The organism is Streptomyces sp. NPDC059009 (assembly GCF_042740175.1).
GTDB lineage: Bacteria > Actinomycetota > Actinomycetes > Streptomycetales > Streptomycetaceae > Streptomyces.
This window is the reverse complement of sequence record NZ_JBHYJB010000001.1, coordinates 117,005-142,987: the sequence shown is the minus strand read 5'-3', so window position 1 is coordinate 142,987 and position 25,983 is coordinate 117,005. Positions and strand designations below refer to the sequence as shown.

The following is a 25,983-nucleotide window of genomic DNA, read 5'->3' as shown; positions in this document are numbered from 1 at the left end:
AGAGTGGTGGCCGGACCCGGTGCGGGACCGGCCACCGATGTGCCTCAGACAGTGAGCAGATCGTCGAGTGACCCGCGCCCCTGCAACTCGGCCGTGGCCGCCGCACTCTCCTTCACGGCGGCATACCGCCCCGTGGTCAGCGCCCACTCGTAGTTCCCGTTGATCCAGTGCTGTGCGGCCTCCACGCCCATGTCGACGCGTCGCCGGTCCTCATAACTCAGCCCGAGCTCCTCGCACATCTCAGGTATGCGGGCCTCGAACTCCAGGTAGTCGGCGAGCCGTTCATTGGTCATGCGGATCGCCTCGGCCTCGGCGTCGGCGAGGGAGTGGCCGCGGTCGCGGTGCAGGACGGTGATGAGGTTGTGCCCGTCCCCGCGCCGCTTCTCCCTCTCAAAAGAATGCACGTCGTTCATGAACCCGATGGCATCCGCCGCCGCGTCCCGCAGTCCGATCAGCACGGGGTGCGCCTGCGCCTGCGCGGGCACCTCGAAGCGCCGGGCACGCTCGCCCGCGTCGATGCTGTGATGGATCCCGACGGTGCGCCGCCGGAACCCCACGTACTCCTCGAGCCCCAAGTGCCCGCCGCGCGCGGCCAGATCGACCTCCTCGGTGTGCGCGACGAGGAACCGTCCCCACGACGCGGCGAACCGGCTGCGCCAGGCCAGCGACATCCCCTCCGCGAGCCGCTCCCACACCTGGGCCCAGGCGACGGTGATCGGGCACTCGACGCGGGGCTTGCTGCCCACGGGCCGCAGGGGCGTGGCGATCAGCTCACGGGCGACCTCGGCGACGCGGTCGGCACGGTCGGGGCGCGCCGCGTCGAACTGGTCGTCGAAGAGGAAGGCCAGCGAGAACCAGTTCATGAGGACGACCATGTCCTCGGCGTTGGCGTACGGATACGTGCGTATCGCGGCTTGCGGCAGATCCCAGGACTGATACTCCTCGAACGCGGCCTCACTTCTCACCAGCCCCATCTCCCAGACCCACCGCAGGTGTTGCTCCCGCGCGGAGTGGAGGTGGCCGCTGACGGGGGTGGTGAAGGGGAGGTCGAACCGGACGTCCTGGGGCATTCATTTCTCCTAGTGCTGCACGCGCGGGGAGCCCCCCGCACCCCGCGTGCGAACGTATGTTTGGTTTACCGCTCAACTGCCCTACTAAGGTTGCCCTGACCGTAAACGATCTATGCTGTGACCTGTTCAACACCCTTGGCATGGCGTGATTCTGAAGAAGTGAAGGGCATGATTCCGGTCACGCGGGGTGGGGAAGTGTTACGGGCGTTGTGCCCACCCGACTAGGAGCGACTGACCACCGTGACCACCGCTGTCTCCCAACCCCCCATACCCATGGCGTCCGGAGCGCTCCCGCTGCTCGGGCACGCCGTCCCGTTGCTCCGCGACAACCTCGCCTTCATCGCCTCGCTGCGCTCCCAAGGCCCGCTCGTGCGCATCAAGCTGCAGCCGCAACAGCCGACGGTCGTCGTCAACGACCCCGCCCTGATCCGCCGGATGCTGGTCGACCTCGCCCCCGGTCTGGACAAGGGGCGCTTCTTCGAGAAGATGGGCCAAGTCCTGGGCGGCGACAGTGTGGTGACCGCCGCGGGCACCGACCACGTCCGCAAGCGGCGGCAGCTGCAGCCCGCCTTCCGGCAGGCCGAGATCGCCCGGTACGTCGAGCTGATGCGCGGCGAGGTGGAGCGAACCGTCGCGGGCTGGAAGCCCGGCGAAGTCATCGACGTCCGCGAGGCGATGGTCAAACTCTCACTCGACATGCTCGCCGCCACCGTCTTCTCCTCCAGCCTTGACGCGCACGCCTTCGAACGGCTGCGCAATGACCTCTCGGTGGTGATGAACGGTGTCGGCTCACGCGTGATGCTCCCCGACTGGGTGGAGAAGCTGCCGTTGCCCGCCAACCGACGCTTCAACGCCTCGCGCGAGGCCGTGCGCGCCATCATCTCGGAGGCCGTCGCCGCACTGCGCGCCTCCGGCCCCGACACCGGTGACATGCTCTCCATGCTGATGCGCGCCGAGGACGAGGAGACCGGGCAGCCGCTGAGCGGCCATCAGATCTGCTCCGAAGTCATCACGCTGGCGGTGGCGGGCACCGAGACCACGGCCTCCGTCCTCTCCTGGGTCCTTTACGAGCTCTCCCGCAACCCCGAGGTCGACAAGCGCCTCCAGGCGGAACTGGACGAGGTGCTCGCGGGTCGCCCGGTCGCCTTCGAGGACGTCCCGAAGCTCACCTACCTGGGACGTGTCATCAAGGAGGCCCTGCGCCTGCACCACACGGGCTGGCTCGTCACCCGTCGCACGCTCGACACGGTCACGCTGGGCGAGTGGGAGATCCCGGCAGGCACCGAACTCGCGTACTGCCAACATGCGTTGCACCGCGACCCCGCCTTCTTCCCGGACCCGCTGCGGTTCGACCCCGACCGCTGGCTGGACGAGGAGCAGGTCGCAGCGTTGCCGCACGGAGCCTTCCTGCCGTTCGGCGCGGGCAAGCACAAATGCATCGGCGACCACTTCGCGATGACCGAGCTCACCACGGCGATCGCTACGCTCGCCGGAACCTGGCGCCTGAGTGCGACACCCGACCAGTCCGTACGCCCGGTCGCCCGGGCCACGGTGCGCCCCAGCACGCTCCTGATGACCCCCACGCGCCGCGCGCCACGAGGCCGGGTGGCGGCGGGCGGCGCCTGAGCCGGGGAGGGGAGGGGAGGGGAGGGGAGGGGAGGGGAGGGGAGTGTAGGCGCCGTCCACCCCTTCCGGGTCAGGAATCGAAAACCCCCAGCCGATGCGCGATCGCCGCAGCCTCCCCCCGCCCCGAAGCGCCCACCTTGGCCAGGATGTTGGACACGTGCACGCTCACCGTCTTCGGTGAGATGAACAGCTCCTCCGCGATCCGCCGGTTGCTGCGCCCGGCCGCGACCAGGCGCAGCACGTCCCGCTCCCGGGCGGTCAGCCCCAGCTCCGCCGCGGGCGCCGGGGGTTCCTCTCCCCCGGTCTGCCGCAGCGGGATCCGGGCCCGCCCGGCCAGTGTGGTGATCTCCGCCTCGAGCGGTGCCGCGCCCAGTTCGCGCGCCACCGCCTCGGCCTGCCGCAGCAACTCGCCCGCGGCCGCGCGCGACCCGTCGCCGCCCTGGGTGATCAGGGCCTCCGCGAGCCGTGCCCGGGCGGTGGCCAGCAGGGCCGGGGCCGCCACCTGTTCGGCGGCGGTGACGGCCTGCGTCCAGTGGGCGGTGGCGTCGACGCCCTCGGCGGTGCGGAGTTCGGCCTCGGTCATCCGGGCCTGCGCGGCCCACACCGGGGCGAACTCCGGCTGGCCCTTCATCGCGTCGCGGATCCGCGCCACCGCCGCCGCGCGCCCTCCCGCGTGCACGCGGAACTCGTTCTCCGGGTCGGGGGTTTCGCCGTAGCCCCGCGATGTTGTCCGGCTGCTCCGCCTCGTAGTGCACCGCGCACCGCGCACCGGGCGTCGAGGCCGCGGTGGCAGACCCGCTGCCCGGCGGCGACAGAGCGCGAATGCCGTGAATTCGGTCGGGGGGCGCTTAGCGTGAGCAGGTGCAAAACGGACTTAAAGGTGCAATTCCCTCTGTTGTTCTGGGGCTCTGCCTCTCCCTCACGCCCGCTGACGCCGCAGCGGCACAGCCGCTCTCCCATGTGCCCGCCGACTCCGACTCCCGCTCCGGCTTCGGCTCCGCCCCCGTCCCCGGCCTCGCCGCCGTCGTCACCGCCGTGCCACGCAGCGCCCTCGGCGTCACCTACCACCCGGGCTGCCCCGTGGCGCCGGGGCGGCTGCGGTTGATCCGGATGAACCACTGGGGGTTCGACGGGCGCGTCCACTCCGGTGAGCTGGTCGTTCGCGACCGGGCCGTGAAGCCCGTGCTGTACGTCTTCAAGAAGGCGTTCGACGCGAAGTTCCCGATCCGTCGCATGCGCCCCATGGCCGCCTATCGCGGAAGTGACCCGGCCGCGATGGCCGACGACAACACGTCCGCCTTCAACTGCCGTCCGGTGACCGGCGATCCGGGCAAGCTCTCCCAGCACTCCTACGGAGACGCCCTCGACATCAACACCGTCGAGAATCCCTATGTCGACGTCAACGGGCGCGTTCACCCCGCGGCCGGAGCGCGCTACCTCGACCGCAGCCGCCCCGTGAAGGGGATGATCCGGCGCGGTGATGCGGTGTGGACAGCCATGCGCGAGGTGGGCTGGCTCTGGGGTGGGCGCTGGGCCCACCCCGATTACCAGCACTTCTCCGCCAACGGGCGCTGAGCCGCGGAGAGGCTGGCCTACGACGCCTTCGCCACCGCCCCCGTGATCGCCTGCGCCATCCTCAGCACCCCCGGCGAACGCGCCGGACACGGGCGGGACTTGGGCGTGGTGGGGGCCAGGCAGAAGTGGAGGAGGTCGTCGCCGCGGTGCAGTTGCGTGCGATTCTGGGAGGGCTTCGTGCAGTACGTGGGGTGGGCGCGCTCGTACGCCGTGCAGGGGAGCGTCTCGGTCCAGGTGTAGCGTCCCGACGCCGGGCTCACGGCCTGGCCCGCATCGGCGAGCACGTCGCCGGAGGAGGCCGCCTGTCCACGGTAGATGTCGTTGACCTGGCGTACGCGGTCGGGGGTCATGGCGTCGGGGCCCTGCAGCACCCACATCACCTTCGGCCGTCCCGCTCCTGCCCCCGCCTCGGTGATCTGCGTGCTCAGCTTCTTCGCGTCCGCCGCGTACCGCGCCAGATACGTGGCCTTGTCCTTGTCGTACGTGATGCCGTCCATGCACGGCGTGTAGCCCCAGGCGTTGCCCCAGAACTGGAGGACCACGACGTCCGGGTGCAGCTTGCGGACCAGCGTCGCCGCCTTGTCGCCGTCCGGTACGAGGGACTTCGCGCCCGTGCCCGTCAAGTAGTCGCAGAGTGTCGTGCCGGAGTAGGGGGCGCTCGTGTAGCGGGCGTCGAGCCGGCTCTTGAGGAGGCCGCCGAGGACCTTCTGGTTCTCCATCGCGAGTGAGTCGCCCAAGTACAGGACCGTGGGGGATGCCCCGTTCGTCGCCTTGTTCGCCGGGTGCGACGGTGCCGGCCTCTCCCGCGAGGTCGACGACGGGGGCTTCGACCCGTCGTCGCTGCGGGCGGCCGTCGGCGCCGGCGCCGCCTCCGTCCCCGACGACGGGTCCCCGCAGCCGCCGAGCAGCAACCCGAGCACTAGGACGGCGACGGTGCACGGCATCCCGTACACCCCGGTGATCCACTGCTTGCGCATGAGCGACTCCTGCCCCGGCGAGCGAAACGGCCACTCAGGCAAGCACAGCCGGGGCGGAATGAGAAGTGCCTTCTTGGGCAGGGGCCCGGGTCAGGTGAACCGTAGTGAGTCGTAGGGCACGAAGGGAGACAACGGGGATTCATGGGAGCACGCCGCGACCCCTACTTCGACAACGTGAAGTTCCTGACCATCGTCCTGGTGGCGTGCGGGCACGCCTGGGAGCCGCTGACCTACGGGAGCCGGGCCACCACGGCCCTCTACCTCACGGTGTACGCGTTCCACATGCCCGCCTTCGCCCTCATCTCCGGGTACTTCTCGCGCAGTTTCGACATGGGGCCGGGGCGGCTCAGACGTCTGGTGACCTCCGTCGCCGTGCCGTACGTGATCTTCGAGGTCGCGTACACGCTCTTCTACCGGTGGGCGCAGGACGATCCTGGGTATCCGATCAGCCTGCTCGATCCCTGGTATGTCATGTGGTTCCTGCTCGCGCTGTTCATCTGGCGGGTCACCACCCCGATCTGGCTGCTGCTGAGGCATCCGGTGCCCATCGCGCTCGCGTGCGCCGTGGCGATGGCTGCCATGCCCGACGCGGGCGGGGACCTGGCGCTGCACCGGGTCGTCGCGTTCCTGCCGTTCTTCGTCCTCGGACTCACCCTGCGCTCCGAGCACTTCGAGCGGCTGCGCACCCGGCGGGTACGGATCGCCGCCCTGCCCGTCGCGCTGGCGTTCCTGGGAACCGCCTACTGGGCCGCGCCCTGGTTCGACGCCGGCTGGCTGTACCACCGGGGCAGCATCGTCGGCCAGGGCGCTCCGCGGTGGGCGGCCCTGTTCACCACGCCCGCGCTGTTCGTGCTCGCCCTCGTGCTCAGCGCCTGCTTCCTCGCCTGGGTGCCGGGGCGCCACACGTGGTTCAGCACGCTGGGCACCGGGACCCTGTACGCGTATCTGCTGCACGGCTTTCTCATCAAGTCCGCGCGGTTCTGGGGCTGGTACGACCACCCGTGGCTGCACGGGCCCGCCGGTGAGGTCGCCGTGACGCTCGTCGCCGTGGGCGGCATCAGCCTGCTCTGCAGCGCGCCCGTGCGGCGCGTCTTCAGATGGGTGGTGGAGCCGCGCATGGACTGGGCCTTCCAGCGTGCGGGCCTGGACGCGGGTCAGGGCACGGGCGAGCGTGCGAGGCCCGCCCGGCAGGTGAGTTGACGCGGCGGTTAGCCTGCGGCCATGTTCACCACGCGACCCACGCTCCAGGGCACCTTCGGCATGGTCTCCTCCACCCACTGGCTCGCCTCGCAGTCCGCGATGGCGGTCCTGGAGGACGGCGGCAACGCCTATGACGCCGCCGTCGCCGCGGGCTTCGTGCTGCATGTGGTGGAGCCGCACCTCAACGGGCCGGCGGGCGAGGTGCCGATCATCGTCGGGCCCGCCGACGGGCCGGTGCGGGTGGTGTGCGGGCAGGGCGTGGCCCCGGCCGGTGCCACCGTCGCGCACTACCGTTCGCTCGGCCTCGACCTGGTCCCCGGCACCGGGCCGCTCGCCGCCGCCGTGCCTGGCGCCTTCGACGCGTGGATGCTGCTCCTGCGCGACCACGGCACCAAGTCCCTTGCCGACGTGCTGAAGTACGCCATCGGGTACGCCGAGGACGGGCACGCGCCCGTGGAGCGCGTCGGCGAGACCGTCGAGACGGTGCGGGAGCTCTTCGAGAGGGAGTGGCCTTCCTCGGCTGCTGTGTATCTGGTGGACGGTGCGGCTCCGCGGCCGGGTGAGCTGCTGCGCAACCCCGCGCTCGCCGCCACCTGGCGGCGGCTGATCGCCGAGGCCACCACCATCGCGGAGGCGGGCACCGTCACGGAGGCGGGCACCGTCACGGAGGCGGGCACCGGCTCGCGCACCGAACAGATCGACGCGGCCCGGGAGATCTGGCGCACCGGCTTCATCGCCGAGGCCCTCGTCGCCCAGGCCGGGCGCCCCACCCTGGACACCAGCGGCCGCCGCCACACCGGCACCCTCACGGCCGCCGACCTCGCCGGGTGGCAGGCGACCTACGAGGACCCGGTCACGTACGACTGGAACGGCTGGACCCTCTGCAAGGCGGGCGGCTGGAGCCAGGGCCCCGCCTTCCTGCAGCAGCTCGCCCTGCTCCCGCGGGAACTTCCGGCGTACGGGTCCGCCGACTACGTCCACCTGCTCGTCGAGGGCTGCAAGCTCGCGATGGCCGACCGGGAGGCGTGGTACGGGGACGCGGCACAGGTGCCCGTCGACGAGCTCCTGTCCACGGCGTACAACGCGGGGCGCCGTGAACTGATCGGCAGCAAGGCTTCGTACGAGCTGCGCCCGGGCAGCCCCGGCGGTCGGGAGCCCCGACTCTCCGCCCACGCGCGGGCGGTGGCCTCCGGGGAGCTGGACGCGGACACCCTCGCGGCGCGGCACGCCGGGGCGGGGGAGCCGACCGTCGACGGCTCGGGCGCCACCCGGGGGGACACCTGCCACCTCGACATCGTGGACCGCTGGGGCAACATGGTCGCGGCCACGCCCAGCGGCGGCTGGCTCCAGTCCAACCCGGTCGTGCCCGAGCTCGGCTTCCCGCTCGGCACCCGCCTCCAGATGGCCTGGCTGGACGAGGGGCTGCCCAACTCCCTCACCCCGGGGCGCCGTCCGCGCACCACGCTCACCCCGTCGCTCGCTCTGCGGGACGGCGTGCCCGTCATGGCCTTCGGGACGCCGGGCGGGGACCAGCAGGACCAGTGGCAGGTGCACTTCTTCCTCGCCGTCGCGCTCCGTGCGCACGTGCGCGGCGGCCTCGACCTGCAGGGCGCCATCGACGCCCCGAACTGGCACAACGACAGCTTCCCCGGCTCCTTCCACCCGCGCGGCATGCGGCCGGGCAGCCTCACGGTCGAGGCCCGCATGGACCGGGACGTCGTCGAGGAGCTGCGGCGGCGCGGGCATGACGTGACCGTGGGGGAGGAGTGGTCGGAGGGGCGGCTGTGCGCGGTGGCGCGGGATCCGCGGACCGGGGTGCTCTCGGCGGGGGCGAATCCGCGAGGGATGCAGGGGTACGCGGTCGGCCGCTGAGCCGCTGAGCCGCTGAGCCGCTGAGCCGCTGAGCCGCTGAGCCGCTGAGCCGCTGAGCCGCTGAGCCGCTGAGCCGCTGAGCGTGCGGGGCCGCTGACCGTACGGGGCCCGCCGGGCGGTTGTGGAGCGCCGGGCCGGGGGGCGAAGCGCCGGATTCACGCGGAATCCACCCTGCGTACACCGGCCGCGTACGGAATGTCAGAGGGCCGTGCTCTCATGGAGTCATGATCGAAGCGACCGAAGTGATCGAAGACTTTCTGCTGGCCGGGGGCCTGACCGACGTGGAGGAGGCCGTCCGCAAGGCGGTCGCAGCCGAGGTCACGCCCCGCTTCCGCCAGCTCGCGGCGGACGAGGTGGTGGAGAAGAACGGCCCGCACGACCTGGTGACCGTCGCCGACCGCCGCGCCGAGGAGCACCTCACACCGGTGCTGAAGGCCCTGCTGCCCGGCTCCGTCGTCGTCGGCGAGGAGGCCGTCCACGCCGACCCCGCGATATATGACGCGCTCGGCGGCGAGGCACCCGTGTGGATCGTCGACCCGGTCGACGGCACCCGCCAGTTCGTCCACGGCGACCCCGGCTTCTGCACCCTGGTCGCCCTCGCCCTGCGCGGCGAGGTCCTCGCGTCGTGGACGTTCGCCCCGGCCCTGGACACCTGCGCCGTGGCGGTGCGCGGTCATGGCGCCACGGTCGACGGCGCGCCGCTGCAGGCCGGCCCGCCCGCGCCCGGCCGGACCCTCGAAGTGGCCACGTCCCACCCGGACTTCACCACGGACGACCAGAAGCAGGCCCTCATCGGCCTGCGCACGGACGGGGTGCGGCCGCGGCCCTGCGGCTCGGCCGGACTGGAGTATCTCGCCATCGCCAAGGGCGAGTTGGACGCCATCGCCTTCTCCTGGGAGAACGCGTGGGATCACGCCGCGGGCCTCCTCCTCGTCGCCGAGGCGGGCGGCACGAACCTGACGGTCGCCGGAGAGCCCTTCCGCATAGCCGGCGGGAACGCCCTGCCCTTCACGGCCGCGCGCGACCGCGCCACGGTCGACCGCGTCGTCGGGCTGCTCACGGGTGCCACGGACGGAGCGGCCTGACGGGGGCGATTCGACGGGGGCGGCCTGACGGGGGCGATCCGACGGGGGCGATCCGACTCCACTCCGGTGAGCCCCGGGACCCGGGAGCCCCGCGCCGCAAGCGCCGTCAGGGCCCCGGCCTATGCTGGCGGCAGAGGCCACCGGCTGACGAAGGAGTCCGAAGGTGCCGTCCATGCTTGATGCCGTCGTCGTGGGGGCGGGACCGAACGGGCTGACCGCTGCCGTCGAGCTGGCCCGCCGCGGCCACTCCGTCGCCGTCTTCGAGGCGCGGTCCACGGTCGGTGGCGGCGCGCGCACCGAAGAGCTCACGCTCCCCGGCTTCCGGCACGACCCGTGCTCCGCCGCCCACCCCCTCGGGATCAACTCCCCGGCGTTCCGTGCCCTGCCCCTGGAGCGGTACGGCCTGGAGTGGCTGCACGCCGAACTCCCCATGGCGCACCCCTTCCTCGACGGCAGCGCGGCCGTGCTTTCCCGCTCCGTGGGCGAGACCGCCGCCTCGTTCGGGCCGCGCGACGCGGGCGCCTACCGCAGGCTGATCGAGCCCTTCGTGCCCAAGTGGGACGCGCTGGTGCGGGACTTCATGGCGCTCCCGCTCACCGCCCTGCCCCGCGACCCGGTGACGCTCGCCCGCTTCGGCCTCGCCGGACTGCCGCCCTCCACCTGGCTCATGCGCCGCTTCCGCGACGACCGTGCGCGAGCCCTGTTCGCCGGGCTCGTCGCCCACGTCATCGCCCCGCTCGGCGGCCTCGCCACCGGCGCCGTCGGCATGGTCTTCGCCCTGGCCGCGCACGCCCGCGGCTGGCCCGTCGCCCGCGGCGGCTCCCAGTCGATCTCGGACGCCCTCGCCGCCCACCTCCGCGACCTCGGCGGCGCCGTCCACACCGACTACGAGGTGAAGCGGCTCGACGACCTGCCGCCCGCCCGCGCGTACGTCTTCGACACCTCGCCCACCGCCCTCGCCCGGATCGCGGGCCTCGGCCGCGCCTATGAGGGATACCGCTACGGGGCCAGTGTCTTCAAGATCGACTACGCCCTGGACGGCCCCGTGCCCTGGACCGCGAAGGAGGCCCGCGCCGCCGGGACCGTCCAAGTGGCCGCGAGCAGCCGGGAGGTCGCCACCGCCCTGCGGGCCGCGTCGCGCGAGGGCAAGGCGCCCGATCCGCCGTTCCTCATCACCGTCCAGCCGAGCGTCGTCGACCCGACGCGCGCGCCCGAGGGCAAGCACGTCTTCTGGGCGTACGGCCATGTGCCCAACGGCTGGGAGGGCGACCTCACCGACGCCGTGGAGCGTCAACTGGAGCGATTCGCACCCGGGTTCCGCGACCGCGTCCTGGCCCGGGCCACCGCGGGCCCGCCCCAGCTCGCCGAGCGCAACGCCAACTATGTCGGCGGCGACATCGCCTGCGGCGCCGCGAGCGGACTCCAGCTGATGCTGCGCCCCAAGCTCACCCTGTCCCCGTACCGGACACCGCATCCGGCGATCTTCCTCTGCTCGTCCGCGACCCCGCCGGGGCCGGGCGTCCACGGAATGTCCGGGCACAACGCGGCGAAGGCGGTCTGGCGACGGCTGCGGGAGGCGTCATGACGGCACGGGCACACGATGTGCGGAGCACCCTCGTCCAGGGCGACATCAGCCAGCAGTCCGCCGACGTGATCGTCGACGCCGCCAACTCCTCGCTCCTGGGCGGCGGCGGGGCCGACGGCGCGATCTGCCCCCACTGCTGAAGGTGTGGGAGGTGCCCACGTCGTGCGCACCGTCGGGCCCGTGTACTCCAGCTCCGTGGACCGTTCCGGACGGCGCGGCGCGCATCGCGGTCGGGGCGTTCGAGCGGGCGCCGGCGACGGCCGGGCGCAGGCAGCGGCAGCGGGCGTTCGACCAGGGCCGGGGCCACGTCCTGGCAGTGCGAGGTTGATGTCGGATTCTCGCCAGCCAGGCGGGCACGGGATGCCCGATGCTTGAGCCATGCCGAAGCCGAAGCCGATGCCGACCACGAAGGACAGCGCCGCAGCCCCTGCCGACGGCCGGGCTGCCGCGGCCCCCCTCGCCGCTCCCGTCACGGCCCCCGCCGGCGCCATCCACACTGACGCCGAGCGGTGCGTGCGGGCCGTGCAGTCCAAGGACGCCCGCTTCGACGGCTGGTTCTTCACCGCCGTCCTGACCACCCGCATCTACTGCCGGCCCAGCTGCCCCGTCGTGCCGCCCAAGCCGGAGAACATGACGTTCTACCCGAGCGCGGCCGCCTGCCAGCAGGCCGGGTTCCGGGCCTGTAAGCGCTGCCGCCCCGACAGCAGCCCCGGCTCGCCCGAGTGGAACCAGCGCGCCGACCTGGTGGCCCGCGCCATGCGGCTCATCGGCGACGGCGTCGTCGACCGCGACGGCGTCCCCGGACTCGCCACCCGCCTCGGCTACAGCTCCCGCCAGGTCGAGCGGCAGCTCCTCGCCGAGCTGGGCGCGGGCCCGCTCGCCCTGGCCCGGGCCCAGCGCGCCCAGACCGCGCGGCTGCTCATCGAGACGACGCCGCTGCCGATGGCGGAGATCGCCTTCGCGGCGGGCTTCTCCTCGATCCGCACGTTCAACGACACGGTCCGCGAGGTCTTCGCGCTCGCCCCGAGCGAGCTGCGGGCCCGCGCGGCCCGCGCGGCTCGCGCACAGAAGAGCGGCCGTGGCACGGCTCCCGCCGGACACGGCGGCGCGCTCACCCTCCGGCTGCCGTTCCGCACGCCCCTCAACCCCGACAACCTCTTCGGCCATCTCGTCGCCACGGCCGTGCCCGGTGTCGAGGAGTGGCGCGACGGCGCGTACCGCCGCACCCTGCGGCTCCCGTACGGGCACGGCATCGTGGCCCTGACACCGGCCCCCGACCACATCGGCTGCCGTCTCACCCTCACCGATCTGCGCGACCTCACCATCGCGATCAGCCGCTGCCGCCGCATGCTCGACCTGGACGCGGACCCGGCCGCCGTGGACGGCCAGCTGCGCCGGGACGAGCTGCTCGCGCCGCTCGTCGACAAGGCGCCGGGGCGGCGGGTGCCGCGCACCGTGGACGAGGCCGAGTTCGCCGTGCGCGCCGTCCTCGGACAGCAGGTCTCCACGGCCGCCGCCCGCACGCACGCGGCCCGCCTGGTCACCGCGCACGGCGAGCAGGTCGACGACCCCGAGGGCGGCCTGACCCGTCTCTTCCCGTCCCCCGAGTCGCTCGCCGCCCTCGACCCCGAGGCCCTCGCGCTCCCGCGCAGCCGCCGCACCACCCTCACGACCCTCGTGCGCCACCTCGCCGACGGCTCCCTCAACCTCGGTGTCGAGAGCGACTGGGACGAGGCCCGCGCCCGCCTCGCCGAACTGCCCGGCTTCGGCCCCTGGACGGTCGAGGTCATCGCGATGCGGGCACTCGGCGACCCGGACGCGTTCATCCCCTCCGACCTCGGAATGCGGCGCGCCGCACAGGAGTTGGGCCTCCCGCACACCCCGGCCGCGCTCACCGCCCGCGCGGCGGCCTGGCGCCCGTGGCGGGCGTACGCGGTCCAGTACCTGTGGGCGACGGACGACCACCCGATCAACTACCTCCCCGCGTAAGGGACTTCACTGCCATGCATCGTCACCACACCCTGATGGACAGCCCCTACGGGCCGCTCACTCTCGTCGCCACCGACGGCACGCTCAGCGGCCTCTACATGACCGACCAGCGCCACCGCCCACCCGAGGAGACCTTCGGCGACCGCGACCCGGCCCCCTTCGGGGAGGCCATCCGCCAGCTGGAGGCGTACTTCGCGGGGGAGTTGACCGACTTCGACCTGGAGCTGCGGCTCGACGGCACCCCGTTCCAGCGCAGCGTGTGGCGCCGGCTCCAGCAGATCCCGTACGGGGAGACCCGCACGTACGGCGAACTGGCCGAGGCCCTGGGCAAGCCCGGCGCGTCGCGCGCGGTGGGCCTCGCCAACGGCAAGAACCCCATCGGCGTCATCGTCCCCTGCCACCGCGTGGTCGGCGCGAACGGCAGCCTCACCGGCTACGGCGGCGGACTCGACCGCAAGCAGCGGCTGTTGGAGTTCGAGGGCGGGGCAGCGGCGCCGGCGCCCGAGGCGGTGCTCTTCTAAGCGCAGAGAGACCTCACGTCCCTTCCCGCATGGGGATTCGTGTCGCGGCAGTTGCCCCTTCGGCCAATAGCGGCCGCTCACCGCCGGGCCCTAGCGTGGCTCGAATTCGGTGAAGTCCGAGAGGGAAAACAGGAGGCGTATATGCCAGTCCCCCGCCGCATGGGTGTGCCGGTCGGCGCGCTGGTCGCAGTGGCCGCGGCCGTCACGCCGCTCGCGTTCGAGTCGACGGCCCAGGCCGCACCCGAACACCGCGTCGACTCCCGCTCCGCGGAGGCCCCGGCTCCGGCGACCGGCGAAGCGTCGGCCAAGGGCGTCGGCGCCACGGGCAAGAAGGGAATCCACTCGCGTTCGGGTGTGAAGAAGTGCGGTAAGGGCAAGACCGTCTGGCTCTGGGACGAGGCGATCGGCAGGACCCGCGTCTCGTGGAAGCCGGGCGGCGGCAGGCTGGTCTCCAGGAAGTGGGCGCACGCTCCTGACGGCATCTCGGTGCGCACCATCCCCACCTGGCGCAAGAGCGTGAAGTGGAAGGTGACGTCCATCTATGGCGTGGGGAAGAAGCCGAAGAAGCTGGTGAAGGCGTACGCCTATTGCAGCAAGAACGGCTGGCGCGTCGGGGCCAAGCCGGGAAAGGTCGGCCAGCAGCGGTCCGGCGTCAAGCGCTGCCCCGCCGGGAAGACCGTCATGATCGAAGACTCCGGCATCGGCAGCCTGGAGCACAAGTTCAAGTCGCTGAAGCGCGGTTCGAAGGTGCACACGCACGCTTTCGGCGGCTCTCAGGGATATCTCGTCACGGTGCGCTGGACGCCGACGGAAATGCGCTCGGTGAAATGGGTCGTGAATGCCCGGAACGCCAAGAATCTGAAGGGGCAAGAGCTCGAAGGCAAGGGCGTCGAGCTCTACTGCATCAGCAAGTACTGAACGCCCTCTCCCGTCCCGGGATCTCAGCTCTGATTCCCCTCTTCGTCGGCCTGCTCCCCGAGCGCCTCGATCAGCGTCGTGAGGTGGGCGTGGTCGCGGCCCCGGATCGTGGCGGCGCCGATGTGGCGGGTCGGGGTCGGCGGGGTGATCGGGACGGTGCGCAGGCCCGGCAGGGCCGGCGTCAGGGCGATGGTGGGGATCAGGGAGATGCCCATGCCCGCGGCGACCAGTGAGCGGGCGAAGAAGTAGTCGGTCGTCGTGCCGCGCACGTCCGGGGTGAAGCCCGCGCGCTCGGCATGGCGGCGCAGGAACGCCTCCGTCTTCAGGCAGCCCAACACCCAGGGCTCGGCGGCCAGTTCGGTGATGTCGAGCGCCGCGCGGCCGGACAGGGGATGGGCCTCGGGCAGGACGACGTGCAGCGGGTCGTCCATGAGCGCCGTCCAGGTCAGGGCCGAGGTCGAGCCCGGGCCGCCGGGCAGCGGGCCGTCGAAGTGGTAGGCGAGCGCCACGTCCACGGCGCCCTGGCGGACCAGCGGCAGGCTCTCCTCCGGCTCGCTCTCCCGGACGTGGACCACGGTGTCCGGATGGGTCGCGGCAAGACGGGCCAGCGCGCCGGGCAGCAGGAGCCTGCCGCCGCTGGTGAAGGTGGCGACGGTGAGCGAGGTGCGACCGGTGCCGAGCCCGTCGACCCGCTGCTTGGCGTGCGCGAGCTCCGCGGCGACCGACTCGGCCGCACCCACCATGATCCTGCCCGCCGCGGTGAGGGTGACCCCGCGCGTGCTGCGCGCCACGACCCGGGCGCCGAGGCTGCGCTCGAGGGCGGCGATGTGCTGGGACACGGCCGAGGGCGTGAGGTGGAGGGCCTGCGCCGCCCGGTTGAAGCTGCCGTGTTCCGCCACCGTCCGCAGGACCCGCAGCCGCTGCACATCGATCAACAGTTTTCCTTAATGCGTATCCAGTAGGTGGGCACTTCTGCTGGTGATCGTAGGTGCCCAGGATGAGGGGCATGCAAAGGATCTGCGTCATCGGCGGAAGCCGGTACTTCGGAAAGCTCCTGGTCCAGCGCCTCCGGGCGGCCGGACACCAGGTCACCGTCATCAACCGCGGCTCGACCGCACCGCCGCCCGGCGTCGAGCACCTCGTCGTCGACCGCGACGACGAGGCCGCCCTGATCGCTGCCCTCGGTCCGGCCGCCTTCGACGTGGTCATCGACCAGGTCTGCTACACCCCCGTGCAGGCCGCCATCGCCGCCCGCGCCTTCGGCGGCCGCACCCGGCGCTACGTCATGACCTCCACCCTCGAGGTCTACGACCCGGCGACCGCCGCCCTCCCCGCCGTCCCGCCCGGCACACCGGTACCGGAGGACACCGTGGACCCGGCCGCATGGCTCGTACGGACGGACCTGCCTTGGCACGACGCGGCCTACCTGGAGGCGCACTACGCCGAGGGCAAGCGCCAGGCGGAGGCCGTCCTCGCGCGGCAGCACGGGTTCGGCTTCGCCGCCGTGCGCAGCGCCCACGTGCTCGGCGGCGGTGCGGCGGAGTTCACCGGCCGACTGGCGCACTACGTCGAACGCATCACCCAGGGGAGAGAGATCGCCGTGCACGCCGACGCGCTGCCCACGGTCTTCATCCAGTACGAGGAGCTGGCGGACCTGCTCGCGTGGGCGGCCACGGCCACCGACTTCACCGGCGCCGTCAACGCCTGCTCCGACGGGCCGCTCGACGCCCGGGAGCTGAGCGGGGCGATCGGTGCGCTGGTCGGGCGGGAGCCGGTGTTCCGGACGTGCGGCCCCTACGGCCCCTACGGGATGTCCGGGAATGGTGCCGAGGGCAGTGAGCGTGAGCCCGTCTCTCCCTTCTCCTTCGACCGGCACTACGCCATGAGCAACGCCCGCGCCAAGCACCTGGGCTTCGCCTTCTCCCACACCGCCGACTGGCTCCCCGGCGCCGTCGCCGAAGCCCTGGCCGCTGCATCCGCTGCATCCGCTGCATCCGCTGCCCCCGTCACCCCCGCCGTCTGAGGAGCCGACCCACCAATGCAGTACCGCCCTCTTGGAGACACCACCGTCAGCGCCGTCGGCCTGGGCGCCATGCCGCTGTCCATCGAGCACCGCCCGGACGAGGCGCGGGCCATCGCCACCCTCCACGCCGCCCTCGACGCCGGCGTCACGCTCATCGACACCGCCGACAGCTACCACTGGCACGCCGACGAGACCGGCCACAACGAACTCCTCGTCGCCCGCGCCCTCGCCCGCTACGGCGCCGACACCTCCCACGTCCTCGTCGCCACCAAGGGCGGCCGGGGGCGCCCCGGCGACGGGAGTTGGACGGTCACCGGCACCCCCGGCCACCTCAAGCGCGCCGCCGAGGCATCCCTGCGGCGCCTGGGCGGCGACGCCATCGGCCTCTACCAGCTGCACAAGCCGGACCCGGCCGTGCCCTGGGCGGAGTCCGTGGGCGCGCTGCACGAACTCCTCGACGCGGGCACGATCCGCGCCGCCGGGATCTCCAACGTGACCTGCGAGCAGATCCGTGAGGCCCACGCGATCCTCGGCGACGGGCTTGTCTCCGTACAGAACCAGTACTCGCCCGCCGTCCGCGACAGCGAACCCGAGCTGCGCCTCGCCACCGAACTCGGCCTCGCCTTCCTGCCCTGGAGCCCACTGGGCGGCATCTCCCGCAGCTCCCTCGACGGCCCGTCGGGCCCGGCCTCGACGCGGACCCCGCCCGCGACCCCGCCCGCGACCTCGCCCGCGACCTCGACCTCGACCTCGACCTCGCCGGGCACCGCCTTCCACCGCCTCGCGGCCGCGCGCGGCGTCAGTCCGCAACAAGTCGCCCTGGCCTGGCTCCTGTCCCGCTCCCCGGCGGTGATCCCGGTACCGGGAGCCAGCCGCCCGGCGTCCATCCAGGACTCGGCGAACGCCGCTGAACTCGGCCTCGGCGCAGTGGAGTTGGCGCAGCTCGCCTAGGACCTGTCCGGCGGATCTTGCCGCGGTCGCGGGCTGTTCCACGCCGATCTGCGGCGTTGTCGTCGGTTGCCAACGCTCCGCGTTGTCGCCCTCCTCCGCCTTGCATCTCGACGCACCACAGCCCGCTCACCAGCGACGGACGGCACAGCTCGGAATCATGCGGCCTGATCCGCCGGACAGGCCCTAGCCGGCGCGCCCCACCCGCCGGCCGTCCTCCAACTCGACCGTCCCGGTGCCCGCCGCCAGCACGTCGAGGGCGGCGAGGACGCGGCGGCCGAGCGCGTTCGGCAGGTGCTCGGGGATGTCCTCGCGGGCCACGAGCCGCCAGGACAGCAGCTCTTCCTCCTGGAGCCGGATCGACTTGAGCTGCTCCTCGCCGAGGACGCCGCCGTCGTACACGTACGCCACGAGCGGCGGCCGTCCGGGCCCCGGCACCCAGTCCACCGCCAGCAGCGCGCCGAGCTCCACATCGAGCCCGATCTCCTCGACGGTCTCGCGCCGGGCCCCCTGTCGGGGCGTCTCGCCCTGGTCGGACTCGACGGTGCCGCCCGGGAGCGCCCAGCCCTCACGGTAGTTGGGCTCGACGAGCAGCACCCGCCCCTCGGCGTCCCGGAAGAGCGCGGCGGCGCCCGCGAGGACGCGGGGGAGGCCTGCGATGTACGTGGCGTAGTCCTGGATGGTCACAGGGGGAAGGGTAGCGAGGGCGGGGAGGCGTGGATCAACCCTTGTCGAGGGGGCCGCGCTTCGAGGAGGAGGGGGGCGGGGGATCCAGGAGGGCCTTGGTCGCGAGGGTGTCCGCGTGGTGAGCGCCGAGGGTCCGCTTGCGGGCCTCGTGCACCTCCTCGGCGACCGCGCGGAACACGGAGCGGGACGGCAACTCGCGCAGGGCGACGGCCAGTTCATGACCGCTGGAGAGCGTGTCGGGGTGCTCGGGGCCGAGCGTGAGGGACCGGCCCGCGTATGCGGTGCGGGCCTCGGCCGCCGCCTTTTCGTGGCGCCCCAGGTTGATGAGGGTGGCGGCGAGGTTGTGGCGGCACAGCAGGGTGTGGGGGTGCAGCGCGCCCGGGGACTTCTCCCACGCGGTCAGCAGCCCGCGGTAGATCTCCTCCGCCTCCATGTGGCGCCCTTGGAGGCCGCGGACGAACGCGCGCTGCTGATGGGCGAGGAGCGAGTCCGTGTGACGCGGGCCCAGCGCCCGGTCCCGGCTGGTCGCGGTCACGTCGAAGACGTTGTACGCCTCGTCCGTCCGGCCCAGGCCGAGGAGGACGAAGCCGAGTTCGTAGATGCTGGCCAGCGTGTCGGGGTCGTCCTGGCCGAGCAGCTGGGCCTGTTCGGCGATGACGGTGTCCAGTGCGGCATGGGCGTCGGCGAGGTGTCCGGCCCGCCCGCGGTCGACGGCCGCGCGGAACTGCCGGGCGAGAGAGAGCCGTTCGGACGAGGGGATCGGGGGAGGAGGGCCCGGCGGGAACGGGGAGCCGCCGCCGAGGGGGTGCGTCGGCCTGCGGGCGCGGTGGAAGAAGGTGCCGGAGGGCGGCGCTCCCCGGTGGTGGAACGTGGACAGGTCGTGGCCGGAGCCCAGTCTGATGCGGTAGGTGCGATACGCGACGGTGTACTCGCCGTCCGCCATGGTCAGGGGGCGGCCGAGCGCCAGGACGTGGACGCCGAGTTCGCCGCTCAGGGCGTCGTCCCACCCCGCCCCGTGCAGGACCGGCGTCCGGAGCCCGGAGCAGAGGACCACCAGGACGGGGTCCGACGGCCGCCGCGACCACGGCGCCTCCCCCGCGAGCCCCTGCCGCCTGCGGAGTTCGGGCAGCAGCGTCTCCGGCCAGCGGGGCCCGCCCGGACCGCGCACGATGTGCGGCACGCCCGCCGTCGCGCCCGGGGGAACGGCGGCGAGGACGTCGTCGCTCGCGAGGTAGATCTGCAGGTCCTGCGGCGCGTACCGCCGCACCAGGCCGTCGACGACCGACTCCAGCAGCGCGGCCGACTCGTCGGCAGGCCCGGTGATGCCGCCGTGCTGGCCCGCTTCGGCGAGGTCCAGCAGGACCTCCGCCCCGGTCTCGTCGTACCCGATGCGGGCGACGAGGTCGGTGAGCGGCCCGCGCGCGGGCGCGGCCACCCTGATCCCCGTCACGAACTCCCCGAAGCCGTCCGCCACTTCGGCGGCGCTCGGCTTGTTGTGCGGCAGCCCCCGCACACACCGCCGCAACAGGTCCAGCAGCGCCGTGGGCACGTCCTCGCCCGCCGCGCCCAGCAGCGTCTCGCCCAGGGCGTGCAGGTCCTGGGTGGCGCCCAGCGGACTCCCGTGGCCGCCCCAGCCGGCGAGCACCGCCCCGTGCGGGGTCATCAGCACCCGCTCGGGGATGAGCCGCCCATGGGTGAGCCCGGCGGCGTGGGCGAGGGCGAGGGTGCTCGCCACCTGATGGCCGAGCCGGGCGAACTCCGTCCGCTCGAGCCGCCCGAACTGCCGTGTGTGGTCGACGAGATGGGGCGCCGGGGCCGCAGGGCTGCCCGCCATGGCCGGCTCTGTCGCCAGCCACGGGGGTGCGCCCTCCGCGTCGACGCCGAGGATCCGGGGCGCGCCCCGCCCGTCCAGGTGCCGCAGCACGTCCGCCTCGCCCCGCAGGATCAGCTGCTGCGGGGTGCCCGGCGGGGCGACCCGGACCGCGGCGGTCCGCCCCCGCCCGTCGCGCCCCAGGAACAGCCCGCTGTCGCCGTCGGCGGTGAGGTGCCGGGCGAACAGGTGCCAGGGGCCGACCCGGTGGAGTCCGTACGAGGAGAGGGGGAGCCACTCGGAACGGGGCGCGCCGACGTACTCCGGGGCCGGTTCGGTCCGCGCCGGAGCCGTGCTCACGCCGAGCCTGCGCAGCAGCCGGTCGTCCACCCAGCCGAACGGCAGCGCGTCCCCGTCCACCCGCTCCGTGCCCGCAGGGTGCGCCAGCCACGCGGGGAAGTCCGGTGACCGGCCCGCGAGTTCGCCGAGCCGCTCGGTCACCCGGCGGCTCGTACGCAGGAGTTCGGGCGCCGGGGCCGTGCTGAGGAGGATGGCGCGGGCGCCGTCGGTGAAGTCGTAACTGCGGTGGTGCGGCGGGAGTTCGGCGGACTCGGACGCCGTGCGCCGCATGAGTCCGCCCAGGAACACCTCCGCCAGGTGCCCGGTCGTGACCTCGTCGCCGAGCGCGCCCTGCACGAGGCGCATCACCGGCACCGACAGCGGCGCGACCGCCGCGAGATGAGCGGCGAGACGGTACGCCTCCGGGGACGCGGCGTCGCGGAAGCGCAGGACGGAGCGGCTTGCCGCGTCCCGGTCCTGCGGCGGCTCACCGGCGGCTGCGGGTGCGGGAGTTGCTGCCGATACGGGGGCGGGCTCGCCGGCGGGTCCGGGGCCGGGCTGCCGTGCGAGCAGCGGCAGCACCGCGCTCGCCCCCGGCGACGCCACCAGCGCCGCCCACGCCCCCACCGCCTCCGGCTCCGGCGCGAGCACCGGCACCGGCATCCCGTCGAACGGCGCGACCTCCGGCGGCAGCACCGGATCCACCACGTCCCAGGTCGCGTTGGGCGCGCCCCGCCGCCGCGTGGTGACCCGCCAGCGCTCGGCGCGGATCCCGGAGCCGTCCCACAGATGGCCGGGCAGCGCGTGCAGCACGGCAGTGGGCCCGTACCGCCCCCACTGCTTCAACCACTCCCGCATCCGGCCGTCCCGCCAGGCCGCGCCGACGCCGTCGCTGACCACGAGGATCAGGGTGTGACCGCTCGGGTCGGTGACCGTCGAGGGCGGAAGCACGGCGGTGCCCGGCGTGTAGGGGCGGTGGCCGAGGAGCGGGGCGGCGGGGCCACGGGTGTCCAGGCCGTGCACGCGCACGGTGCGGAAGGCGCCGCTGCGCTCGACGAGCAGCCGCACCTCGGTGGCGAGCCGCTGCCACAGCAGCATGGACGCGCCGTCGTCCACCAGGAGCGCCAGGTCGAGCCAGCGGGCCCGCGCCGGACGCAGCACCGCGTCGGTCAGCCCGCTCTCGGCGGTGGACTCCGCGGTCGCGTCCTCGTCCAGCTCCCAGCGCGCCCGGTCGGGCACCCGGTGCTTCAACGGGCGGAGGGACCGGCCCAGTTGGAGCTGGCGGGCGCCGAGCGCCTTGGTGGCGGGGGCGCGGACGGGGCGGGCGGGGAGGGGCTGGGGGCGTTGTCCGGGGGTGCGGCCGGAGGGGTGCGGGCGGGCGGCGCCGTACAGGGGGATGGGGCCGGGGGAGGTGCGGGCCCGGGGGTCGGGGGCGTCGGCTGCGGGGCTCGTGGGGTGTGGCTGGTGCTGTTGAGGGGCGGCGGGTCGGCCGGTCGGCTCGAACTGCGGGGGAAGGGACGGGAGTTGGGGCCGGTCCGGCAGGAAGGCGCCGGGCTGGTGGGTCGCCGGGCCGGACGCGGCGGGCGCCGGGACGATCCCGCCGGCCCGGGCCAGCGGGGCGTCGCCCCCGGTCGGCATCCGCCCGGCCAGCCACAGCGCGTCGAGCAGCTCCTCGCCGGAGAGGCCGACGCCGCTCGCGGTGAGGGTGTCGAGGACGGCGCGCAGCCGGTGGCCCGAGACGCTGCCGGCCCGCTCGGGACGCGAAGGCGGCTCGGCCCCGATCACGCCGAGCCCCGTCAGCCGTTCCCGGAGCTCGCGGACCCGCTGCGCCGCGGCCGCCGGATCCGATTGCTCTGCGCCGTACGGTTGCAGGAGTTCGTGGATCAGCTGTGCTGTGGCCGCTGGGTCCGATTGGTCTGCGTCGTGTGGTTGCAGGAGTTCGTGGATCAGCTGTGCTGCGGCCGCCGGATCCGGCCGCCCCTCCAGGTACTGCTCCGTCGCCCTCTCTATCTCTGCCAGCGCGTGCCAGCCGGGTGGCGCGTGGTCGATCGCGGACGCGCTTGATGTACCGGACGCGCTGGAAGTACGGTGCGCACCGGACTCGCCGGACGCGTCTTCGCGGGCAGCCTCGTCTGGCGAGCCCTCGCCCGGCGGATCGAGCCGGTCCTCAGAGTCCTCGGCGTCGCCCCTCGTCCCCCTCGTCCCCCTCGCCCCCTCGGGCGAGCCCGGCGTCTCCGACGGCTCAGGCATCTCCGAGGGCTCCGACGCATCCGGCCCCTCCGGCGGCGGCGCCCCCACCCCTAGACCGTCCCGCCCAGCCGGTGCAGCACCGCGTCCAGCAGCGGCCCCGCGGGCAGGTCGAGCCCGCCCTTGCGCAGGAACACCGCGTTCAGGAGCTGGTCGGTGGCCAGCTCGCCCGGAGCCCTGCGCCCCAGGAACGCGGCCAGCAGATCGTCGACGCCGGCCAGGGACTCGTCACCGAGATGCGCCTCGATGATGTCGCGCAGCCGGGCCTCGTCCGGTTCGGCCAGGTCGAGGCGGACGCACCGGCGCAGGAACGCGGGCGGGAACTCCCGCTCCCCGTTGCTGGTGATGACCACGACCGGGAACTCGGAGCAGCGCACCCGCCCCCGCGTGACCGGCGCCCGCACCTCCGGATCGGCCGTCAGCACATGCACCTCGGACTGCTCCTCCGGCAGCCGCGCCAGCTCGGGAATCTCGAACTCGCCCTCCTCGAACACCGTCAGGAGGTCGTTCGGCAGATCCACATCCCCCTTGTCGAGTTCGTCGACGAGCAGTACGCGGGGCCGGTCGCCGGGCACGAGGGCGGTGCCGAGCGGTCCCAGTCGGACGTACGAGCCGATGTCGCCGCCCACACCGCCCGCAGGCGTGGGGGAGGTGGAAGGAGAGGCGGAAAGAGAGGTGGAGGGAGAGGCGGCGGTGGAGGCGGCGGTGGAGACGGCGGGGTCGGCTCCCTCCCGCTCCCGCCCCAGGTTCGACTCCCGCAGCCGCCCGATCGCGTCGTACCCGTACAGCGCCTCACGCAGCGTCGAGCGGCTGTTGACCGGCCAGGTCAGGACGCGGCCGAGGGTCAGCTCATGGGCGACGGCGTGGGCGAGGGACGACTTGCCGGTGCCGGGGTGGCCGGTCACCAGGAGGGGGCGGCGCAGCAGCAGCGCCGCGTTCACCACCTCCGACTCGGCGCTGCCGATGAGATACGGGCGCGGCCTGCGCACCCCGTCCGCCGCGGGCGTGAAGCGGCGCCAGGGCGGCGCCTCGGGGAACGCCACGCGCCGGGCCTCGCCGTCCCCGCGGAACAGCCGCCAGTCGCCCGCCGCCGGTGCGGGTCCGCGCTGATCTGTCATGAGAGGGCTGCTCCTTGGTGAGGGTGAGGGTGGGGGTGGGGTTCGGGTTCATGGGGGGCCGCTTCGTCGGGGTCCGTCAGCCGTACGCGGCCGAGTTCTTCCCCCACGGTCCCCATGGGGTCCTCCCATACGAGGGAGGGGCGCGCCACGAGGTCGGCGCGGTCCAGCGACTGGGCCCTGAACTCCCGTACTCGCTCCGGCAGTTGATGCGGAGCGCCCGTAGGGGTGAGGGGAGTGAGGCGATGCGCGTGTTCGTGGCCCTCGGCCTCGCGGTCCCACAGGACGACGGGCACGCCGAGGGCGAGGCACAACTCCAGGAACTGGGCGCGGAGTTCGGGTGGCCCGTGCAGGACGACCTGGTTGATGCGGCTGCCGCTCTCGCCCGAGAGCTTCGTGGCGACCTTCCGCTTGTCGGTGAGGTGCTCGTCGATGACGAGGAGCCGCCCGTGCCCGTCGGACCAGCGGTGTTCCTGCCACTTGGTGCGGTCGGGCACGTAGCCCGTCATCTCCGGGCAGCGCAGCGTGAGCGGGAACGAGACGCCGAGCGGGAGGCCCGGCACGAACGGGTTGGGGCTGCCCGCGTCCCACTCGTCGATGGGCAGGTGCAGCCCGTCGCGGTCCACCTGCACGTCCACGGAAGGGACTTGGCCGTCGCCGACGGAGCGCTCGGCGCCCTCGCGGATGACCGTGGCCACCTCCTCCGGGGTGAGGGGAGTGTCTCCGGGGCCGGTCTCCAGGCGGTGCGCCGAACCGTCGGCGTGCCGCTGCCACAGCCGGCACCGGAAGCGCGCGGCGGACCCGGTGCGTGGGTCGGACCCGGTGCGTAGGTCGGGCCCGGTGTGCGGGCCGGGACCGGCGTGCGGGCCGACGCGGGTGAGCTGGACCAGCAGCCGGGTCACCGGCGCCGCACGTGAACCCGCCCAGTGCGCGGCGTCGGCACGCCGCTGGTCGCGGGCGACGGGGTGCACGCCGAGCCGCTCGCACACCCGGTCGCTCCAGGAACGCAGCGCCCGCCCGGCGGGCCCCTCGGCAGCGGCGGCGACGAACTCGACGGCGTGCACGATCGCGGGCACGAACGGCGTTCCCTCCGGAACCGTGCCCCCGTCCTGGTGGTACGCCTCGAGCCCCTCGATCGCGGGCCCGATCCGTGCCTCCTCCAGGCGGGCCGTGCACAGCGCGGACGGCAGCGGCAGATAGCGCAGCGCCTCCTGGGCGGCGCGCGGCGGCAGCGTTGCGTCGGCGACGACGACCTGCCCCAACTGCGCGTACAGGAAGGCGTATTCGTCATGCGAGAGCAGCCCCGCCCCCTCGACGCGACGCCCCAGACCGAGCAGCGCGGTCAGCTGCTCGGGCCGCGCCCCGTACGGGCCGGAGGCGGCCAGGGTCTCGCTGAGCGTGGGCAGTGCGCGCGGCCGGGAGAGCAGCACGTCGGCCAGCTCCTCGACGGCGGGCGCCGAGCCGTCCTGCGGCACGGCGATGCCCAGCTGCGCGGCGAGCCGCTGCGCGTGCCGGGCCCGCTCGAAGGGGTTGGCGAGCAACGCGCCGAGCAGCAGGGTGAGTTCGGCGCGCAGCGGGTCGTACGAGGGGTGTGTGCCGCCGACCGTGCCCGGGCCGCCGACCGTGCCTGGGCCACCGCTCGTGCCCGGGCCGCCGACTGTGCCCGGGCCGGGCCCGGGGTGGGGCAGCGCCGTCCGGCAGTCCGCGACGACGGCGCCCGCCCCGGCCGCGTACAACTGATCCCGCACCGCCTGCCAGGACAGCGCCCAGGTGCGCCGCAGTGTCTGCCCCGGATGCCCGGCGAAGCCCGCACTTCCGGACGAGGACCGCGCCGACTGCCCCAGCTGCCCCACGACGAGCCCGGCGACGCTGTCACCGGAGGGCGTCCACAGGGGGCCGCCGCTGAATCCCGGCCCGATGGCGGCGCCCGCCAACACCCCGTCCAAGTACCCGAGATGACCGTCCAGCAGCTTCAGGGTGGCGTCCGCGAACGTGATCGGGTCGCCGCAGCCGTGCCAGGCCCGCAGCGGCTGCCCCTCGGCCATGTCGGTCCACACGACGGGCCGTGCCCCGTCGGGCGCGGGCTCGGCGAGGGAGAGGACGCACAGATCGCCCTGCCAGGCCCCGGGCCCGGTCCGCTGCGGCGGCACCCACACCTCGACGCGCGCGCCGACGCATACGGTGCGCCGCGCGAAGCCGACGTGCAGCGGTTCGCTCTCCGGGCCCGGCTGTGTCTCGCTCAACAGGGGTAACCCCAGCGCGTCGTTGACGACGTGGGCGCAGGTGAGGACGCGCCGCGGGGAGATCAACGCGGCGGCGCCCACGGCCTGTTGGCCGCCCCGGTCGAGGACGGCGACGACCGGAGGCGCCCCGCCGCCCCGGTGGAACCAGCCCAT

The 25,983-nt window shown here is 73.6% G+C and carries 19 protein-coding genes and 1 pseudogene; 12 read left to right on the top strand and 8 right to left on the bottom strand.

Translation table 11 applies throughout. The features are described 5' to 3' along the window. Positions 1-44 precede the first annotated feature (44 nt). Entirely contained in the window at positions 45-1,070 is a 1,026-nt protein-coding gene (locus ACFWYM_RS00630; protein WP_384828367.1) for a terpene cyclase, read from the bottom strand. A 240-nt stretch (positions 1,071-1,310) separates the two neighbouring features. On the opposite strand from ACFWYM_RS00630, the gene ACFWYM_RS00625 reads away from it, so the two are divergent. After that, the gene (locus ACFWYM_RS00625; protein ID WP_384828365.1) at positions 1,311-2,696 is read left to right on the top strand and encodes a cytochrome P450; all 1,386 of its coding nucleotides are present in this window, start codon (positions 1,311-1,313) and stop codon (positions 2,694-2,696) included. 70 nt (positions 2,697-2,766) lie between these two features. Here the strand turns inward: ACFWYM_RS00625 and ACFWYM_RS00620 are convergent, their stop codons facing one another. After that, positions 2,767-3,375: a LuxR C-terminal-related transcriptional regulator gene (locus ACFWYM_RS00620; RefSeq protein WP_384828363.1), complete on the bottom strand. Its 609-nt coding sequence runs from the start codon at positions 3,373-3,375 to the stop codon at positions 2,767-2,769. Between the two features lie 281 nt (positions 3,376-3,656). Between ACFWYM_RS00620 and ACFWYM_RS00615 the strand changes: the two genes are divergently transcribed. Then, the gene (locus tag ACFWYM_RS00615; protein ID WP_384828361.1) at positions 3,657-4,271 is read left to right on the top strand and encodes a M15 family metallopeptidase; all 615 of its coding nucleotides are present in this window, start codon (positions 3,657-3,659) and stop codon (positions 4,269-4,271) included. A 17-nt stretch (positions 4,272-4,288) separates the two neighbouring features. Here ACFWYM_RS00615 and ACFWYM_RS00610 read toward each other — a convergent pair whose 3' ends face one another. Next, complete coding sequence (locus tag ACFWYM_RS00610) at positions 4,289-5,248, bottom strand: SGNH/GDSL hydrolase family protein (RefSeq protein ID WP_384828359.1); 960 nt, start codon at positions 5,246-5,248, stop codon at positions 4,289-4,291. A 141-nt stretch (positions 5,249-5,389) separates the two neighbouring features. Here ACFWYM_RS00610 and ACFWYM_RS00605 point away from each other — a divergent pair, with 141 nt between their 5' ends. The 8 genes and pseudogenes from ACFWYM_RS00605 (at position 5,390) to ACFWYM_RS00570 (ending at position 14,418) form a co-directional block, all read left to right on the top strand. After that, positions 5,390-6,448, top strand: a complete 1,059-nt coding sequence (locus ACFWYM_RS00605; protein ID WP_384828357.1) for an acyltransferase family protein — start codon at positions 5,390-5,392, stop codon at positions 6,446-6,448. Between the two features lie 21 nt (positions 6,449-6,469). Continuing rightward, positions 6,470-8,320 (top strand): gamma-glutamyltransferase family protein, encoded by a 1,851-nt coding sequence (locus ACFWYM_RS00600; protein ID WP_384828355.1) that lies wholly within the window; start codon positions 6,470-6,472, stop codon positions 8,318-8,320. Between the two features lie 224 nt (positions 8,321-8,544). Continuing rightward, positions 8,545-9,405, top strand: coding sequence for an inositol monophosphatase family protein (locus tag ACFWYM_RS00595; RefSeq protein ID WP_384828353.1), 861 nt, complete (start codon positions 8,545-8,547; stop codon positions 9,403-9,405). A 172-nt stretch (positions 9,406-9,577) separates the two neighbouring features. Next, positions 9,578-10,990 (top strand): phytoene desaturase family protein, encoded by a 1,413-nt coding sequence (locus ACFWYM_RS00590; RefSeq protein WP_384828351.1) that lies wholly within the window; start codon positions 9,578-9,580, stop codon positions 10,988-10,990. After that, positions 10,987-11,200 (top strand): annotated as a pseudogene (locus ACFWYM_RS00585) (hypothetical protein); the annotation flags it as partial. The gene ACFWYM_RS00590 and the pseudogene ACFWYM_RS00585, both read left to right, overlap by 4 nt. Positions 11,201-11,479: 279 nt before the next feature. Next, positions 11,480-12,979, top strand: a complete 1,500-nt coding sequence (locus ACFWYM_RS00580) for an AlkA N-terminal domain-containing protein (protein ID WP_384828819.1) — start codon at positions 11,480-11,482, stop codon at positions 12,977-12,979. A gap of 14 nt (positions 12,980-12,993) precedes the next feature. Further along, the gene (locus tag ACFWYM_RS00575) at positions 12,994-13,500 is read left to right on the top strand and encodes a methylated-DNA--[protein]-cysteine S-methyltransferase (protein WP_384828349.1); all 507 of its coding nucleotides are present in this window, start codon (positions 12,994-12,996) and stop codon (positions 13,498-13,500) included. Positions 13,501-13,641: 141 nt separating this feature from the next. Continuing rightward, the gene (locus ACFWYM_RS00570) at positions 13,642-14,418 is read left to right on the top strand and encodes a hypothetical protein (RefSeq protein ID WP_384828347.1); all 777 of its coding nucleotides are present in this window, start codon (positions 13,642-13,644) and stop codon (positions 14,416-14,418) included. A gap of 23 nt (positions 14,419-14,441) precedes the next feature. Here ACFWYM_RS00570 and ACFWYM_RS00565 read toward each other — a convergent pair whose 3' ends face one another. Beyond that, positions 14,442-15,353: a LysR family transcriptional regulator gene (locus ACFWYM_RS00565; RefSeq protein ID WP_384828345.1), complete on the bottom strand. Its 912-nt coding sequence runs from the start codon at positions 15,351-15,353 to the stop codon at positions 14,442-14,444. 71 nt (positions 15,354-15,424) lie between these two features. On the opposite strand from ACFWYM_RS00565, the gene ACFWYM_RS00560 reads away from it, so the two are divergent. After that, entirely contained in the window at positions 15,425-16,441 is a 1,017-nt protein-coding gene (locus ACFWYM_RS00560; RefSeq protein WP_384828343.1) for an NAD-dependent epimerase/dehydratase family protein, read from the top strand. Positions 16,442-16,456: 15 nt separating this feature from the next. After that, on the top strand, positions 16,457-17,392 hold the full coding sequence (locus ACFWYM_RS00555; protein WP_384828341.1) for an aldo/keto reductase: 936 nt from the start codon (positions 16,457-16,459) through the stop codon (positions 17,390-17,392). A gap of 183 nt (positions 17,393-17,575) precedes the next feature. Here the strand turns inward: ACFWYM_RS00555 and ACFWYM_RS00550 are convergent, their stop codons facing one another. From ACFWYM_RS00550 to ACFWYM_RS00535, 4 genes are all read right to left on the bottom strand, one after another. Next, positions 17,576-18,076 (bottom strand): NUDIX domain-containing protein, encoded by a 501-nt coding sequence (locus tag ACFWYM_RS00550; RefSeq protein WP_384828339.1) that lies wholly within the window; start codon positions 18,074-18,076, stop codon positions 17,576-17,578. Positions 18,077-18,110: 34 nt separating this feature from the next. Continuing rightward, complete coding sequence (locus tag ACFWYM_RS00545) at positions 18,111-22,010, bottom strand: SAV_2336 N-terminal domain-related protein (protein ID WP_384828337.1); 3,900 nt, start codon at positions 22,008-22,010, stop codon at positions 18,111-18,113. A gap of 515 nt (positions 22,011-22,525) precedes the next feature. Then, positions 22,526-23,590, bottom strand: a complete 1,065-nt coding sequence (locus tag ACFWYM_RS00540) for an AAA family ATPase (protein ID WP_384828335.1) — start codon at positions 23,588-23,590, stop codon at positions 22,526-22,528. After that, on the bottom strand, positions 23,587-25,983 hold the full coding sequence (locus ACFWYM_RS00535) for a trypsin-like peptidase domain-containing protein (RefSeq protein ID WP_384828333.1): 2,397 nt from the start codon (positions 25,981-25,983) through the stop codon (positions 23,587-23,589). Before ACFWYM_RS00535 ends, ACFWYM_RS00540 begins: the two co-directional genes overlap by 4 nt.

What these genes read in the sequence shown, in the direction of transcription:
- ACFWYM_RS00600 (WP_384828355.1), top strand. Translation starts at nt 6,470, where the DNA reads ATGTTCACCACGCGACCCACGCTCCAGGGCACCTTCGGCATGGTCTCC.
- ACFWYM_RS00560 (WP_384828343.1), top strand. Translation starts at nt 15,425, where the DNA reads ATGCAAAGGATCTGCGTCATCGGCGGAAGCCGGTACTTCGGAAAGCTC.
- ACFWYM_RS00630 (WP_384828367.1), bottom strand. Translation starts at nt 1,070, where the DNA reads ATGCCCCAGGACGTCCGGTTCGACCTCCCCTTCACCACCCCCGTCAGC.
- ACFWYM_RS00575 (WP_384828349.1), top strand. Translation starts at nt 12,994, where the DNA reads ATGCATCGTCACCACACCCTGATGGACAGCCCCTACGGGCCGCTCACT.
- ACFWYM_RS00555 (WP_384828341.1), top strand. Translation starts at nt 16,457, where the DNA reads ATGCAGTACCGCCCTCTTGGAGACACCACCGTCAGCGCCGTCGGCCTG.
- ACFWYM_RS00590 (WP_384828351.1), top strand. Translation starts at nt 9,578, where the DNA reads ATGCTTGATGCCGTCGTCGTGGGGGCGGGACCGAACGGGCTGACCGCT.
- ACFWYM_RS00610 (WP_384828359.1), bottom strand. Translation starts at nt 5,248, where the DNA reads ATGCGCAAGCAGTGGATCACCGGGGTGTACGGGATGCCGTGCACCGTC.
- ACFWYM_RS00570 (WP_384828347.1), top strand. Translation starts at nt 13,642, where the DNA reads ATGCCAGTCCCCCGCCGCATGGGTGTGCCGGTCGGCGCGCTGGTCGCA.
- ACFWYM_RS00595 (WP_384828353.1), top strand. Translation starts at nt 8,545, where the DNA reads ATGATCGAAGCGACCGAAGTGATCGAAGACTTTCTGCTGGCCGGGGGC.
- ACFWYM_RS00535 (WP_384828333.1), bottom strand. Translation starts at nt 25,983, where the DNA reads ATGGGCTGGTTCCACCGGGGCGGCGGGGCGCCTCCGGTCGTCGCCGTC.
- ACFWYM_RS00540 (WP_384828335.1), bottom strand. Translation starts at nt 23,590, where the DNA reads ATGACAGATCAGCGCGGACCCGCACCGGCGGCGGGCGACTGGCGGCTG.
- ACFWYM_RS00605 (WP_384828357.1), top strand. Translation starts at nt 5,390, where the DNA reads ATGGGAGCACGCCGCGACCCCTACTTCGACAACGTGAAGTTCCTGACC.